The organism is Microbacterium sp. Ru50, assembly GCF_002920555.1.
GTDB lineage: Bacteria > Actinomycetota > Actinomycetes > Actinomycetales > Microbacteriaceae > Microbacterium > Microbacterium arborescens.
The window spans coordinates 255,927-270,617 of record NZ_PQSV01000002.1; the positions used below are offsets into that span (position 1 = coordinate 255,927).

The 14,691-nt window shown below is 69.8% G+C and carries 14 protein-coding genes; 6 read left to right on the forward strand and 8 right to left on the reverse strand.

The genetic code is table 11. The annotated features are described in order from the left end of the window. Together C3481_RS11255 and C3481_RS11260 are read left to right on the forward strand one after the other, a co-directional pair. On the forward strand, positions 1-639 hold the full coding sequence (locus tag C3481_RS11255) for a hypothetical protein (protein ID WP_036306059.1): 639 nt from the start codon (positions 1-3) through the stop codon (positions 637-639). Between the two features lie 337 nt (positions 640-976). Further along, positions 977-1,861 carry an aminodeoxychorismate lyase gene (locus C3481_RS11260; protein WP_103842367.1) on the forward strand — a complete coding sequence of 295 codons (885 nt, stop codon included), beginning with the start codon at positions 977-979 and terminating at the stop codon, positions 1,859-1,861. 146 nt (positions 1,862-2,007) lie between these two features. On the opposite strand, the gene C3481_RS11265 is transcribed toward C3481_RS11260, so the two are convergent. The 8 genes from C3481_RS11265 to C3481_RS11300 all read right to left on the reverse strand — a co-directional run bounded on the left by C3481_RS11265 (position 2,008) and on the right by C3481_RS11300 (position 11,255). After that, positions 2,008-2,844, reverse strand: coding sequence for a type IV toxin-antitoxin system AbiEi family antitoxin domain-containing protein (locus tag C3481_RS11265; protein ID WP_103842369.1), 837 nt, complete (start codon positions 2,842-2,844; stop codon positions 2,008-2,010). 362 nt (positions 2,845-3,206) lie between these two features. Further along, positions 3,207-3,986: a phosphate ABC transporter ATP-binding protein PstB gene (gene pstB, locus C3481_RS11270; protein WP_023954907.1), complete on the reverse strand. Its 780-nt coding sequence runs from the start codon at positions 3,984-3,986 to the stop codon at positions 3,207-3,209. A gap of 19 nt (positions 3,987-4,005) precedes the next feature. Beyond that, complete coding sequence (pstA, locus tag C3481_RS11275) at positions 4,006-5,103, reverse strand: phosphate ABC transporter permease PstA (RefSeq protein ID WP_103842371.1); 1,098 nt, start codon at positions 5,101-5,103, stop codon at positions 4,006-4,008. 1 nt (position 5,104) lies between these two features. Beyond that, a complete protein-coding gene (pstC, locus tag C3481_RS11280; protein WP_023954902.1) occupies positions 5,105-6,058 on the reverse strand; it encodes a phosphate ABC transporter permease subunit PstC in 954 nt (317 codons plus the stop codon). Between the two features lie 78 nt (positions 6,059-6,136). Beyond that, on the reverse strand, positions 6,137-7,240 hold the full coding sequence (gene pstS, locus C3481_RS11285) for a phosphate ABC transporter substrate-binding protein PstS (RefSeq protein WP_071917891.1): 1,104 nt from the start codon (positions 7,238-7,240) through the stop codon (positions 6,137-6,139). Positions 7,241-7,402: 162 nt separating this feature from the next. Further along, positions 7,403-8,341 (reverse strand): NUDIX domain-containing protein, encoded by a 939-nt coding sequence (locus C3481_RS11290; RefSeq protein ID WP_023954899.1) that lies wholly within the window; start codon positions 8,339-8,341, stop codon positions 7,403-7,405. Further along, on the reverse strand, positions 8,338-10,506 hold the full coding sequence (locus C3481_RS11295) for an RNA degradosome polyphosphate kinase (RefSeq protein ID WP_103842373.1): 2,169 nt from the start codon (positions 10,504-10,506) through the stop codon (positions 8,338-8,340). The genes C3481_RS11290 and C3481_RS11295 overlap by 4 nt, the downstream gene beginning before the upstream one ends. 50 nt (positions 10,507-10,556) lie before the next feature. After that, a complete protein-coding gene (locus C3481_RS11300; RefSeq protein WP_064955017.1) occupies positions 10,557-11,255 on the reverse strand; it encodes a response regulator transcription factor in 699 nt (232 codons plus the stop codon). A gap of 108 nt (positions 11,256-11,363) precedes the next feature. On the opposite strand from C3481_RS11300, the gene C3481_RS11305 reads away from it, so the two are divergent. The 4 genes from C3481_RS11305 to C3481_RS11320 all read left to right on the forward strand — a co-directional run bounded on the left by C3481_RS11305 (position 11,364) and on the right by C3481_RS11320 (position 14,645). Next, entirely contained in the window at positions 11,364-11,654 is a 291-nt protein-coding gene (locus C3481_RS11305) for a hypothetical protein (RefSeq protein WP_036306055.1), read from the forward strand. Between the two features lie 177 nt (positions 11,655-11,831). After that, the gene (locus tag C3481_RS11310) at positions 11,832-12,437 is read left to right on the forward strand and encodes an FABP family protein (protein WP_071917892.1); all 606 of its coding nucleotides are present in this window, start codon (positions 11,832-11,834) and stop codon (positions 12,435-12,437) included. Then, positions 12,434-13,525 (forward strand): folate-binding protein YgfZ, encoded by a 1,092-nt coding sequence (locus C3481_RS11315; RefSeq protein WP_103842375.1) that lies wholly within the window; start codon positions 12,434-12,436, stop codon positions 13,523-13,525. The genes C3481_RS11310 and C3481_RS11315 overlap by 4 nt, the downstream gene beginning before the upstream one ends. Position 13,526: 1 nt before the next feature. Then, positions 13,527-14,645, forward strand: a complete 1,119-nt coding sequence (locus C3481_RS11320; protein ID WP_023954887.1) for an FUSC family protein — start codon at positions 13,527-13,529, stop codon at positions 14,643-14,645. Positions 14,646-14,691: the final 46 nt, after the last annotated feature.

Sequence of the window (14,691 nt, forward strand, 5' to 3'; positions counted from 1 at the left end):
ATGACGGACGGATCCCGGGACTACCACAAGCCCGTTCGGCGACCCGCCGACGAGTTCGACCGGCACTTCGCCGGTGAAGATCCGGCGGAGGTCTCGCGCGTTGCGCATGCGACGGCGGGCGCCCTGCTGTCGCGGGTGCGCGAAGATCCGAGCGACGCCGTCGTAGACCGTCTCGTGGGCTTCACGGCCGAGCACGGGATCGACACCGTCGCCGAGCTGTGGTCGCGGTCGCCGGCCAAGTCGTTGCCGGGCGCCCTCTGGCGGCTGTACCTGCTGCAGCTGATGATCCATCGTGACCCGCGGACCGCCGCGCTGCTCTACGAACGCGGTCGGGTCGTGCTTCGTTCTGCCGACGAGGTGATCGCCGGGGCTCCCACGCCCGCGGGCCCGGAAGAGCTCGTGGCCCTCATCGACGTGATCATGCGCGGCGTGTTCCGGGGAGACTTCGCCGTCGCGCTCGAACGTGCCGCGTCGTTCTGCCGGGTGCAGTCGGCCGGAGCGACCTCGGTGGCCGACGACCACGATGTCAGCGAGCCCGACCGGTCGTCGGCGCTCACCGCGCGCGCCCTCCGGCTGAGCACCTACGCCGACGATCTGGGCTCGTGCGCCGGGTTGTGGCGTCGCGAAGCTCTTACGTGAGGTAGCGCCGGCGTCCGGAGAGAAAGCCGGAAAGACCCGGCAAAGAGAAGTGCCGGGCCGCAGAACGCCTCTCGGCGCGTGGCCGCTCGCAGCGGCTGAAGATGGAGCCCGGGGTTACTGCGGCCCGGCACATACAGTCTAACCGAGCCTCGGGTGTGGGCATTCCCGAGTGGACGAATCCGGCCGTCGGCCGGTAGTGAGACGTGGCCTCCCGTCGGCGGCGTGCGGGCCGCGATGCAAGGGATCGTAGGCGACGCGCCGGGGGAGCGGCATCCGTACCGGGGTGTCGGGCGGGATGTCGTGCGTCCGGGCACCGGGCGCGTCGTAGGCTCGGCGCATGGCACTGCGTTTCGCGCTGATGATCGACCCGCTCGCGGCGGATGACACCCGGTCGGACTTCACGTCGACCTTCACCGCGGTCGACCCCGCGGCCCCGGCGCTGACGGTGGGAGAGCTCAGCACCCAGCGCGGCGACGGCATCTTCGAATCGATCGGCGTAGTCGACGGCCACCCGCAGGAGGTCGAGGCGCACCTCGAGCGCCTGGCGCACTCCGCCGAGCTCTGCGACCTGCCGGTGCCGAACATCGGCCAGTGGCGGGCGGCCGTGGCGAACGCGGCAGCCGAATGCGGTTCGGGCGAGGGGGTCGTGAAGCTGATCCTCAGTCGCGGGATCGAGCACGGACCGACCCCGACGGCGTGGGCCACGGCAGCGGCGGCAGCGGACTTCACCGCGCCGCGCACGAGCGGCATCCGCGTCGTGACTCTCGACCGCGGCTACGCCATCGACGCGCCCGCGCGGGCTCCGTGGCTGCTGCTGGGCGCGAAGACCCTGTCGTACGCCGTGAACATGGCCGCCCTGCGCGAGGCGCACCGGCGCGGCGCGGACGACGCCATCTTCCTGAGCTCCGACGGCTTCGTGCTCGAGGCGCCGACGGCCTCGCTCATCCTGCGACGCGGCGACACCTTCGTCACCCCGGCGCCCAACGGCGGCATCCTCCACGGCACGACGCAGCTGAGCCTGTTCGAGCACCTCGCCGAGCGCGGCTTCGAGACGGCGTACGAGACGATTCCGGTCGACGAGCTGCGACGAGCGGATGCCGCGTGGCTGGTGTCGAGTGTCCGGCTCGCGGCTCCCATCATCGAGCTCGACGGCGCCGCTCTCGACATCGACGCCGAGTTCACCGCATCCCTGAACACCTACCTGCTCTCGCCGCGCGACTGACCCCCGTCCCGCCGGGCGGGGCGGTGTATCGCGATGCAAGACATCGTGCGCGCCACGCCGGCGGGTCGTCGCTCGCCTCGGGGTGTCCGGTGAGAAGCATTGCATCCCGGCACGGTGAGGAGACCGAATGGCCGAGGGAGCGGACATCAGGCGGATGCCGTGAGCTGCAGGCGCGGGTGCGACTGCAGGGCTCCGAGGATGGCGGACTCGACGAGCTCCCAGTCGTGGACGACGAGCGCGTAGTCGAAGCGCAGCGTCACGTAGCCCCACGAGGCGGCGTTCGCGTCGCGCGTCAGGTCCTTGTGGCGCTTCGCCTCGCCGTGATGATTGGCCCTGCCGTCGAGCTCGACGATGAGCCGGTCGCCGATCAGCGCGTCGACGACACCGACCCCGAAGACGGAGACCTGCGTCCTCACCCGGAGGTCGTGCTTACGTAGACGCCACCGCAGGAGCGACTCGAGTCCGCTGTCGGCATCCGTTCGAGCGAGACTCAGCGCTTCCCGGCCGCGAGCGTTGGTGTGCCGACGGAGCCACCGCAGGTCGTCCCTCGTGAGGCGGCGCTGCCGCAGCGCGGACTCCAGTGCGACGAAGAAGTGCTCGGGGCCGCGGCATCCGAGGATCTGGCGCAGCACCTGCCGGAGTGGAAGAGCACCGGATGCCGCGAGCCGTGCGTCTCGGTCCCAATGCTCGGTGCACCCGCATGACGCGTCGTGGTGGGCTCGCTGGCCGGTCTTCAGCCACACGTGCGGTTCGTGGTCGTCATCGAGGATCCACAGACCGTGATGTCGCGCGGCCGTGACGCACGCCATCGACCCGCCGTGCGCCGCGATCGCCCGGGCGGAGGCGCACGCGCCGGGGGAGGCGTACATGCCGATCCGGATGCGGCTGAGCCGGCCGGAGTCGACGGCCGCAGCGATCTCCCGGCGGCTCAGCCCGTCGGCACGGAGCTCGCGGGTGGAGAAGATGGATCGCGACTCGCACATCCCCCGACCGTGCTCGCCTCGGGGCCGACCGGTGGGCCATACGGCTCGTTCTGTGCACTGCTCTGGTGCTCGGTGCCTCGTGCAGGAACCGCTGCACCCGCTGGCCGCGTACCGGGACGCAAGAGATCCGGCGCGACACCCCGCCCGAGCGGCATCCGCACCGGGGTGTCGGCCACGACCCCTTGCATCTGCGCAAGGCCCGAGCCGGACACTCCGGGACGCACGATGCAGCCCCGTCGCGTCGGGATGCAAGGCGAAAACGGCGACGCGCCGGGCGAGGAGTCCTCGCACCGGCGCGTCGCGCACGATCCCTTGCATCCCGGCACTCGCGGGGCCCGGCCCACGACGAGCCGGGGTTCGACTCACCCGAAGCGGCCGGAGACGTAGTCCTCGGTGGCCTGCACGGACGGGGTGGTGAAGATCGACGTCGTGTCGTCGTACTCGATCAGCTTGCCGGGCTTGCCGGTGCCGGCGATGTTGAAGAACGCGGTCTTGTCGCTGACGCGCGAGGCCTGCTGCATGTTGTGCGTGACGATGACGACGGTGTAGTCGCTCTTGAGCTCCTGGATGAGCTCCTCGATGGCGAACGTCGAGATCGGGTCGAGGGCCGAGCAGGGCTCGTCCATGAGCAGCACGTCGGGCGAGACCGCGATCGCGCGAGCGATGCACAGACGCTGCTGCTGTCCGCCCGAGAGGCCGGAGCCGGGCTTGTCGAGACGATCCTTGACCTCGTTCCAGAGGTTGGCGCCGCGCAGCGACTTCTCGACGAGGGCGTCGGCGTCGGACTTCGAGATGCGCCGGTTGTTGAGCTTGACGCCCGCCAGCACGTTCTCGCGGATCGACATGGTGGGGAAGGGGTTCGGCCGCTGGAACACCATGCCGACCTGGCGGCGCACGAGCACCGGGTCGACGCCCGGGCCGTACAGGTCGTCGCCGTCGAGCAGGACGCTGCCCTCGACGCGGGCGCCGGGGATCACCTCGTGCATGCGGTTGAGGGTGCGCAGGAACGTCGACTTGCCGCAGCCCGAGGGGCCGATGAAGGCGGTGACGCTGCGGGGTTCGATGTCGAGGGAGACGCCCTCGACGGCGAGGAAGTCGCCGTAGTAGACGTTGAGGTCGTTGACTTCGATGCTCTTGGACACGGAGGTTCTTTCTTTCGGGTCAGCGGCCGGTCTTGGGTGCGAAGAACTTGGCGATCAGGCGCGCCACGAGGTTCAACAGCATCACGATGACGATGAGGGTCAGGGCCGATGCCCACGCGCGGCCGACGAAGGCCTCGGCGGGAATGCCCTGGTTCATGTACTGCGTGTAGGTGAAGACCGGCAGGGTCTGCATACGACCGTTGAAGAGGTCGTAGTTCATGGATGCCGTGAAGCCGGCGGTGATCAGCAGCGGTGCGGTCTCGCCGATGACGCGCGAGATCGACAGCATGACGCCGGTCGTGATGCCCGCGATCGCCGTCGGCAGCACGACCTTCGCGATCGTGAGCCACTTGGGCACACCGAGCGCGTACGAGGCTTCGCGCAGCTCGTTGGGGACGAGGCGCAGCATCTCTTCCGTCGAGCGGACGACGACCGGGATCATCAGCACCGCGAGGGCCACCGACCCCATGATGCCCAGGCGGATGCCGGGGCCGAGGAAGAGTGCGAACAGGGCGTAGGCGAACAGGCCGGCCACGATCGAGGGGATGCCGGTCATGACGTCGACGAGGAACGTGATGCCCTGGGCCAGACGTTTCCCCTGGCCGTACTCGATGAGGTAGATCGCGGTGAAGATGCCGATCGGGATCGAGATCACGGCTGCGGCGAGCGTGATGAGGACGGTGCCCATGATGGCGTGGAGCGCGCCGCCGCCTTCGCCGACGACGTTGCGCATCGACGAGCTGAAGAACTCGCCGCTCCAGCTGGGAGCGCCGAGCGTGATGACCGTGAACGCCACGGAGACGAGCGGCACCATCGCGATGAGGAACGCCACCGTGACGACGCCCGTCACCAGTCGGTCGACCGACTTGCGGCGGCCCTCGACGGCGGCCGAGACCGCGGTGATGAGCACGAGGTAGGCCACCGCCGACAGGATCAGCCAGCCGGGGATGTTGAGCGCATCGCCGGATGCCGCGGCGATGACGCCGAAGAAGATGCCGACGACCACCAGCGAGGCGCCGAGGATCGCCCAAGGCCCCCACTTGGGCAGGTGCCCCGTGGTGAGGCTCGTCGATGCGCTGCGCGCTGACGTGCTCGGGGGAGTGAGAGTCGCGGTCATGTCAGTTGGCCCCCGAGAATTCCTTGCGGCGGCTCACGATGTAGCGCGCGACCGCGTTCACCGCGAAGGTGACGACGAAGAGGATGAGGCCCGTGGCGATGAGGACGTTGACGTTCGTCCCGTAGGCCTCGGGGAAGGTGAGTGCGATGTTCGCCGCGATCGTCGAGGGGTTCCCCGACGTGAAGAGCGCGAAGGTGACGCCGCCCGACACGGAGAGCACCATGGCGACGGCCATGGTCTCGCCCAGCGCCCGGCCCAGGCCGAGCATGGCGGCCGAGACGATGCCGCTGCGGGCGAAGGGGAAGACGGCCATCCGGATCATCTCCCAGCGCGTCGACCCGAGGGCCAGCGCGGCCTCCTCGTGCAGGGTCGGCGTCTGCAGGAAGATCTCGCGGCAGATCGCGGTGATGATCGGGGTGACCATGACGGCGAGGACGACGGATGCCGTGAAGATCGTGCGGCCCGTGCTGGAGACGGGCCCGTTGAAGAGCGGGAACCACCCGACGTTGTCGACGAACCAGCTGTAGACCGGCTGCACGGCCGGTGCCAGGACGCCGATGCCCCACAGGCCGAAGACCACGGAGGGGACCGCCGCGAGCAGGTCGACGACGTAGCCGAGGGCCTGAGCGAGCTTGCGCGGCGCGTAGTGCGAGATGAAGAGGGCGACGCCGAGCGACAGCGGCACGGCCATGAGCAGCGCCAGCGCGGCGGCCCAGACGGTGCCGAAGACGAGCGGCCCGACGTACGACCAGAAGTTGTCGGGCAGGATCGAGGCGTCTTCGTTGGTGGCGACGAAAGCGGGGAGCGACTGGATGACCAGGAAGATCGCGACCGCGGCGAGGGTCACGAGGATCATCGAGCCGGCGAAGAGCGCGGTGCCGGAGAACCAGCGGTCACCCGCTCGGGTCTTGGCCTTCGGGGCTCCGGTGCGGGTGACCTCGGGTGTGGTGGTCATGGCTTCGATTCTGTGCGACGGACGGGAACCGCGCGAGGTGCCCGGCCCGGCGAAACCGGACCGGGCACCCGGAGCGTCTTACTTGATGGCCTCGATGGCCTCGGTGACCTGCGAGCGCAGGGTCTCCGAGATGGGGGCGGAGCCGGCAGCGGATGCCGCGGCGTCCTGGCCCTCGGCGCTCGCGGCGTAGCTGAAGAAGCCCTTGACCATCTCGGCGGTCGCGGCGTCCTTGTACTCCGCGCAGCCGATGAGGTAGCTCACGAGGACGATCGGGTAGACGCCGGCCTCGGTGCTGGTGCGGTCGAGCTTGATCGCGATGTCGGTGGCGGCGCGACCCTCTTCCTCGGGCGACGCGTCGACGATCGCGGCAGCGGCCTCGGGCGAGTACTCGACGAACTCGTCGCCGACCTGGATCGCGACGGTGCCGAGGTTGCCGGCGCGCGACGCGTCGGCGTAGCCGATGGTGCCCTGTCCGCCCTCGACAGCCGAGATGACGCCGGACGTGCCCTGAGCGGCCTCGCCGCCGAGGGCCGGCCACTCCTCGACCGAGCCGGCGGTCCAGACATCGGGCGCGGTCTTGGCGAGGTAGTCGGTGAAGTTGCCGGTGGTGCCCGACTTGTCGGAGCGGTGGACGGGCGTGATCGCCGTCGCGGGCAGCTCGACGCCCGAGTTGAGGGCGGCGATGGCCGGGTCGTTCCACGTCGTGATCTGGCCGGCGAAGATCTTCGCGAGCGTCGTCGCGTCGAGGTTCAGCGAGTCGACGCCGTCGATGTTGAAGACGACGGCGATCGGCGAGATGTAGGTCGGAAGCTCGACGAGGTCGGAGTCGGCCGCGCATGCCTCGAACGGGCCGGCAGTGATCTCGTCGGTCTTGAACGCGCGGTCCGAGCCGGCGAACTGCACGGCGCCGGCCTGGAACGACTCGCGTCCCGTGCCCGAACCGGAGGGGTCGTAGTCGATCGTGAGACCGGGGTTGGCGGTCTGCAGGCCCTGCGTCCAGGCCTGGACGGCGACCTCCTGCGACGAGGCGCCGCCACCGACGAGGTTGCCCTCGAGGGAGGGGGCCGAGGAGTCGCTCGAGCCGGCGCCGGGCGCAGCGGTTTCGTTTGCAGCGCAGCCGGCGAGGGCAAGAGAGGCCACGGCGGCCACGGCGCCCAGCTGGGCGAGTCGGGAGAGCTTCACTGTGTGAATCCTTCGCATGTTGGTGACGAGAACCCGGTGCAGGTTCGTCCCGAACGGTAGACACCGTCCCTTACGAGAGTGCGCTGTGGGGGTGAACAGAAGGTGAACGGCGCTCTCGAGCCGCGGAAAGACGGGCCTCGCGGCGTGGTGGCGCGAGCGAGATCACACCTTCGGCATGTGGGTTTCGATCGCGACGATCCCCGAGCCCGGGTTCTCACGCGGCAGGTGCACGACCGAGAACGCGCCGGTCTCGAGCGCCGAAGCGCTGCCGAGGTACGAGCCGCGCAGCGTTCCGGTGGCTAGCGCCATCTCGTTCAACAGGTCGGGGAGAACCGGGCCGTGGCTGCAGAGCACGACCGGCTTGCGGGCGCGCACCCGGTCGCCGACCACCGACCTGACGTCGGCCAGTCCGTTCTCCCACGCGTCCTGCGACAGGTGCGGACTCTTGTCGATCCGCTTGCTGATCGCCGCCGCCAGCGGTGTCACGGTGCGCACGCAGCGCCGCGCGTCGGACGAGATGATCCGACGGACGCCGAACGCGACGAGCGGGCCCACGATCGCGTGCGCCTGCTTCTTCCCGCGTGCCGACAGCGGCCGTGCGGCATCCTCGCCGTCCCAGTCCTCGCGGGCCACGGCCTTGGCGTGGCGCAGGGCGATGAGCGGGAACGTGTCGATGGCGCGTTCGTCGACGAGTCGCACGAACTCGTCGAGGATCTCGACGTCGACGGGATAGCTCAGCGCTTTGCGCGCCTTCTTCAGCCCCATCCATTCCAGTGCCGCGATCTCTTTGTTCGGCACGAACGTCGACATCCTGATCGCCAGGTCGGTCGCCTCGGCCGCCCAGTAGTGGACGATCTTCTGCTTCTTGCTCGGCAGGTGGTACTTCGACACTCCGACGGGCGGACCGAGTCGGACCGAGATGCCCGTCTCCTCGCGGATCTCGCGCACGGCGGTCTCGGCGAGCATCTCACCCGGGTCGACCTTGCCCTTGGGCAGCGTGAGGTCGCGGTACTTGGTGCGGTGGATGATCAGCACCTTCACTTTGCCGTCGACCCACCGCCAGACCACACCACCGGCCGCGTACACCGCGGTGTCGGTCATCGCACCGCCCGCGCCCGGCGGCGTCGCTGCACCTGCGCCATCGTGCGGTCCTGGAGGTCGACCAGCGGCTTGCCGTCGTCGTCGAACGCGTGACGCGTCCACACACCGCCGTCACCCAGGTGCCACGAGCTGGTCGAGTCGCTCATCGCGAGGTCGAACAGCGTCGTCAGCTCCTTGACGTGGGCGGGTGCGACGACGCGCACGAGCGCCTCGACGCGGCGGTCGAGGTTGCGGTGCATCATGTCGGCGCTGCCGATGTAGGCGATCGTGTCGCCGTTGTTGTGGAAGGTGAAGATGCGCGAGTGCTCGAGGTATCGCCCGAGGATGGAGCGGACCGTGATGTTGTCGGTCACTCCCGCCAGGTCGGTGCGCAGCGAGCAGATGCCGCGGACCCACACGTCGACGCGAACGCCGGCCTGGCTCGCCCGGTAGAGGGCGTCGATGATCTGCTCGTCGACCATCGAGTTGACCTTGATGCGAATGTGGGCGGGCTTGCCGTCGAGCGCGTTGCGGCGTTCGGCGTCGATGTGACGCAGCAGGCCCTTCCGCAGGTGGAGGGGAGCCACCAGCAGTCGCTTGAACTTCTTCTCGATCGCGTAGCCGCTGAGCTCGTTGAACAGTCGCGTCAGGTCGCGGCCGACCTGCTCGTCGCTCGTGAACAGGCCGAAGTCCTCGTAGAGGCGGCTCGTCTTGGGGTTGTAGTTACCGGTGCCGATATGGCTGTAGCTGCGGAGCGCGCCGTCCTCTTCGCGGATGACGTGCAGCAGCTTGCAGTGCGTCTTCAGCCCGACCAGGCCGTAGACGACGTGCACGCCGGCCTTCTCGAGCTTGCGCGCCCAGACGATGTTCGCCGCTTCGTCGAAGCGGGCCTTCACCTCGACGAGGGCGAGCACCTGCTTGCCCCGTTCGGCCGCGTCGATGAGCGCCTGCACGATGGGGCTGTCGCCCGACGTGCGGTAGAGCGTCTGCTTGATGGCGAGCACATGGGGATCGCGCGCAGCCTGCTCGAGGAACGCGACGACGCTCGTGGTGAACGACTCGTAGGGATGGTGCACGAGCACGTCGCCGGCGCGGATCGCGCCGAAGAAGTCGGTGCGCCCGTTCTGCTCGGCGGGCTGGAAGGCGGTCGCCGTGGTCGGGACGTGCGGCTTGTACCGCAGCTCGGGGCGGTCGATGCGGGCGAGATCGAAGAGTCCGCGCAGGTCGAGCAGGCCGGGCAGGCGGTAGACCTCCTGATCGGTGATGTCGAGCTCGCCGAGCAGCAGGTCGAGCGTGACGTCGTCCATGTCCTCGGTCACCTCGAGCCGGATCGGCGGACCGAAGCGGCGCCGGAGCAGCTCGGCCTCGAGGGCCTGGATCAGGTTCTCGGTCTCGTCCTCCTCGATCACCACATCCTCGTTGCGCGTGAGCCGGAAGGTGTGGTGCTCGAGGATCTCCATGCCGGGGAAAAGGTCTTCGAGGTTGTTGGCGATCAGGTCCTCGAGCGGCAGGTAGCGCTTGACCGAGGTGCCGGTGTCGAGCTCGACGAACCGGGGGAGCATCGGCGGAACCTTCAGGCGCGCGAACTCCTGCCGGCCGGTCTTGGCGTTGCGGATGCGGATCGCCAGGTTCAGTGACAGGCCCGAGATGTAGGGGAAGGGGTGCGCCGGATCGACGGCGAGGGGCATGAGGACGGGGAACACCTGCGCCTGGAAGTAGTCGTACAGACGCCCGCGCTCGGACTCGTCGAGGTCGTCCCAGCCGACGATCTCGATGCCCGCCTCCGCCAGAGCGGGCTGGACCATGTCGCCCCAGGCGCTCGAGTGGCGCAGCTGCAGTGCGTGCGCCTCGGCGGAGATGTCGGAGAGCACCTCCTGCGGTGCGCGTCCGATGTTGGTGGGCACGGCGAGGCCGGTGACGATGCGACGCTTCAGGCCGGCGACGCGCACCATGAAGAACTCGTCGAGGTTGCTGGCGAAGATCGCGAGGAAGTTCGCCCGCTCGAGCACCGGCAGGGTCGGGTCCTCGGCGAGCTCGAGCACGCGCTGATTGAAGGCGAGCCAGCTGATCTCACGGTCGGTGTAGCGGTGGTCGGGCAGCTGCGCGTCGACGTCTTCGACGGCGGGGTCGAAGTCGTCGTCGTCGGCGTCGCCCAGACCGGAGTCCAGAGCCTCGGTGTCGATCATCCCCTCATCATGGCAGTCCTGCGTGTCCTGCCGGTGAACGAGACGGAGAGTCAGCCCTGCGCGGATTCGCCACCGGCGGGAACCGGCTCGTCCTCGTAGACGTTGAAGCGGTAGCCGACGTTGCGCACCGTGCCGATCAGCTGTTCGAGATCGCCGAGCTTGGCCCGCAGCCGTCGCACGTGGACGTCGACCGTACGCGTGCCGCCGAAGTAGTCGTAGCCCCACACCTCGCTCAGCAGCTGCTCGCGCGTGAACACCCGCGACGGATGCGTCGCGAAGAAGTGGAGAAGCTGGAACTCCTTGTACGTGAGGTCGAGCGGGCGCCCGTGGACCTTCGCCGAGTACGACGACTCGTCGATCGTGATGCCGGAGGTCTGGATGCGGCTCGATACGGCCTCTTTGCTCACGCGTCCGATCGCGAGACGGATGCGGGCGTCGATCTCGGCGGGTCCGGCCGCGGCGAGGATGACGTCGTCGATGCCCCAGTCGGTGGAGACTGCGGTGAGGCCGCCCTCGGTGACGATGAGCACGAGCGGTGCGTCGATGCCCGTGCTGCCCAGGATCTTGCACAGCGACTTCGCGCCGACGAGGTCATGGCGCGCGTCGATGAAGACGACGTCGGCGCTGGGCGCGTTGACGAGCTGGGCGGGTTCGGCGGGGATCTGACGGACCCGATGGCTGAGCAGCTCGAGCGCCGGGAGCGCGAGACCACCGCCGTGCGTGGAACTCAGGACGAGAAGCTGTGCCAACGGGGATTCCTCCGGGAGCGGCCGGGACGTGCACTCATCTTAGGCGTTCGCCGGATGCCGCCCGTGCGCAGCGTCGCGTCGGACGACACCGTGGGCCACAATGGGACGGTGACCACGCCCGATCTCGCACCGCCGCGCACCGTCGCCGGAGTCGTCGCCGTCTGGATCGCTGCCGCCGTCGCGGCCGTCCTGGTGGGCATCCTCGCGCCGGTCGACCAGCGGGCGGTATGGATGCCGATCGCCCTCGGCGGCTGCCTCATCCTCGCGTTCGTCGTCCAGCTGGCGTCGGGCCGGGTGCGCGGGTTCATCGAGCGCGTCGCGGTGAGCGTGCTGGGCGCGCTTTTCGTCATGGGGTTCATCGGCATCGGGTTCGGGCTCTCATCGCTCGTCGGAGCCTGACCGCCGGCGTTGCCGCTCGTCACAGGCGCGGACGGCCCCTGCGGGCATAGAGTAGGGGCATGGATCTCCTCGCGCTCGAAATCTTCTACGTGGGCCTGCTCGGACTGGCGTCGCTCGCCATCGTCTTCGTGTCGGGCGTCGTCGTGAAGAACCTCTACCGCGGCCAGCGCTGACATCGTGCTCGAGCTGCCCACCGATCTGCCGGCGGACCTCGTTCCGCTGTCATGGCTGCTCGGAGTCTGGGAAGGCTCGGGCGTCATCGACTACGAGACGGCCGATGGTCATCTCACCGGCGAGTTCGCGCACCAGGTGAGCTTCAGCCATGACGGCGGCGACTACCTCAACTACTCCGCCACCGCCTGGCTGATCGACGACAGCGGCACGCGCATTCGGCCTCTCGTGGCCGAGACCGGTTATTGGCGCGTCGCACGGCCTGCCGGAGCCGAAGACGCCGGACCGGGACTGCTGCCGGCATCCGCTCCCGCGCGCGAGCGCACTGTCGACGACGTCGAGGCGCTCCGCAATGCCGAGGGCGGGTTCGACCTCGAGGTCGCGCTCGTGCACTCGGACGGCGTGAGCGAGCTGTATCTCGGACAGGTCCGCGGTCCGCGCATCGACCTCGCCACCGATGCCGTCGTCCGCACCGCGGGTGCGAAGGAGTACACGGCCGCCACGCGCATGTATGGCCTCGTCGACGGGCACCTGCTGTGGGCCTGGGACATCGCCGCGCTCGGCGGCGAGCTCGCCTCCCACGCCTCGGCCCGCCTGGCGAAGGCCGAATGATGTCGGGCGACGGCGCGACCTTCGCCGGCGTCGACGGGGCGGTGTGCGACGACCTCGGCCTCGTGCACATCGGCAACCCGATGCGCGAGCAGCAGCTGCTCGACAGCGGCGCCGCCGTCGCACCGCTCGGCGACCGTTCGGTCGTCACCGTGACCGGTCCCGACCGGCTCAGCTGGCTCGACTCGCTCACCTCGCAGGCACTGACGCGGCTGCTCCCCGGAGAGAGCACCGAACTGCTCGTGCTCGATCCGCAGGGCCACGTGGAGCATGCGGCATCCGTCGTCGATGACGGCGAGACGACCTGGCTCATCACCGACGCCGGGCGGCTCGAGGCGCTTGTGACCTGGCTCACGCGCATGCGGTTCCGGTTGCGGGTCGAGGTCGCCGATCGCTCCGGCGAGACCGCGGTCGTCGGCGGAACGGCATCCGCAGTCGCCGACATCGCGTCGTCCGCAGTGTGGCGCGACCCGTGGCCCGAGGTCTCGATCGGCGGGTGGGGGTACGCGACCGGCGAGGGGCATCCCGGTGCCGGACGCGACTGGGCCGAGGCGATCGTCGACCGCGAGGAGCTCCGCCGGCTCGCCGACGAGGCCGTCGCGGGACGTCGCCGCATCGCCGGACGGTGGGCCGCGGATGCCTTGCGCATCGCCGCGTGGCGTCCGCGTGCGGACTCCGAGGCCGACGGCATGACGCTGCCGCACGAGGTCGACTGGCTCCGCACCGCCGTGCACCTGTCGAAGGGCTGCTACCGCGGACAGGAGACGGTGGCGAAGGTGCACAACCTCGGTCACCCGCCCCGGCGGCTGGTGGCTCTGCAGCTCGACGGCAGCGACGCGGTGCTCCCCGAACCCGGTGCGATCGTGCGCCGCGAGGGCGAGGAGGTGGGGCGCGTCACCTCGGTTGCGCGCCACTTCGAGCAGGGGCCGATCGCCCTCGCCCTCGTCAAACGATCGGTGCCGATCGATGCCGACCTCATCGTCGACGCCGGTGATGACACGGTCGCCGCGGTGCAGGAGGTCGTCGTCCCGCCCGACGCCGGCCGCACCGCCGCGCCGCCGCGGCTGCCCCGCCTGAGCCGTCGCACCTGACGTGACACCCGAGCGTGCCGACGAGCCGCCCGCCGTCACTGCGCCCATCGCGACCGGCTGGCGGGCTCGCGTGCGCCCGCGCCGGGGCTTCGAGCGCGCGCGCGACTCGACTCCCGCGATCGTTCAGATCGTCGTGGCGGCATCCGCGGCCTACGCATTCGCGCACCTCGTGCTCGGGCATCCGTCGCCCCTGCTCGCGGCGACCGTGACCATCTCGAGTCTCGGGCTCGTCCGCGATGCTCGTCCGCGCCGTGTGCTCGAGACCGTGATCGGGATGCTGGTGGGTGTGCTCGTCTCCGAGCTCATCGTGCTCGCCGTCGGGTCAGGGACGTGGCAGCTGGCCCTGGCTCTTGCCGCGACGCTGCTCACCGCTCGGGTGCTCTCGGCGCAGCCGAGCTTCGCGATCTCGGCGGCGATCCAATCGGTGATCGTGATCGCGATCCCCGGAAGCATGCCGTTCCTCCGCCTCGTCGACGGGTCGGTGGGAGCGGTCGCCGCGCTGCTCGCGACGGCCCTGTTGCCGCGCCGGCCACTGCGAGAGGTCTCGCGGGCGGGCCGCGCCCTCTTCGCCGCTTTCGACGGCGCTGCGGCGACGGTGATCCAGGCGCTGCGCCGCGGCGACAGGGTGCGAGCCGACCGCGGCCTCGAGAAGGCGCGGGCGCTGCAGCCGCTCGTCGACGACTGGACGACCTCGCTGGACTCCGGGCTCGCCGTCGCCCGCATCTCGCCGTTCCTCCGGCGCCAGCGCGAGGAGCTGCAACGCCAGGACCGCATGCGGGCGTCGCTCGACCTTGCCACGCGCAACCTCCGGGTCATCGCCCGCCGTGTCGTGTACGCCCTCGAAGACCGCGAGCCACGCCCGATCGCCGCCGACCTCCTCGCCCAGATCGCTCGTGCGGCCGACCTGTTGGGTCAGTCGATCGACGACATCGCACTGGAACCGGCAGCCCGCGAGTCTTTGCTCGCCGTCGCGACCCGCCTCGATCCGACCCGCCTGGCGCCCGGCTCCTCGCTCGGAGATCAGAACGTCATTACCGCGCTGCGTCCCCTCGTGGTCGATCTGCTCACGGCGGCGGGGATGCCGCAGGCCGAAGCCCGGGCGACGATGCCGCGCATCTGAGCGCCGGGCTCCGCGTCGAACGCCGACGCTATGACAGCTCGGGATG

What these genes read in the sequence shown, in the direction of transcription:
- C3481_RS11255 (WP_036306059.1), top strand. Translation starts at nt 1, where the DNA reads ATGACGGACGGATCCCGGGACTACCACAAGCCCGTTCGGCGACCCGCC.
- C3481_RS11260 (WP_103842367.1), top strand. Translation starts at nt 977, where the DNA reads ATGGCACTGCGTTTCGCGCTGATGATCGACCCGCTCGCGGCGGATGAC.
- C3481_RS11265 (WP_103842369.1), bottom strand. Translation starts at nt 2,844, where the DNA reads ATGTGCGAGTCGCGATCCATCTTCTCCACCCGCGAGCTCCGTGCCGAC.
- pstA (WP_103842371.1), bottom strand. Translation starts at nt 5,103, where the DNA reads ATGACCGCGACTCTCACTCCCCCGAGCACGTCAGCGCGCAGCGCATCG.
- pstC (WP_023954902.1), bottom strand. Translation starts at nt 6,058, where the DNA reads ATGACCACCACACCCGAGGTCACCCGCACCGGAGCCCCGAAGGCCAAG.
- C3481_RS11290 (WP_023954899.1), bottom strand. Translation starts at nt 8,341, where the DNA reads ATGACCGACACCGCGGTGTACGCGGCCGGTGGTGTGGTCTGGCGGTGG.
- C3481_RS11295 (WP_103842373.1), bottom strand. Translation starts at nt 10,506, where the DNA reads ATGATCGACACCGAGGCTCTGGACTCCGGTCTGGGCGACGCCGACGAC.
- C3481_RS11315 (WP_103842375.1), top strand. Translation starts at nt 12,434, where the DNA reads ATGATGTCGGGCGACGGCGCGACCTTCGCCGGCGTCGACGGGGCGGTG.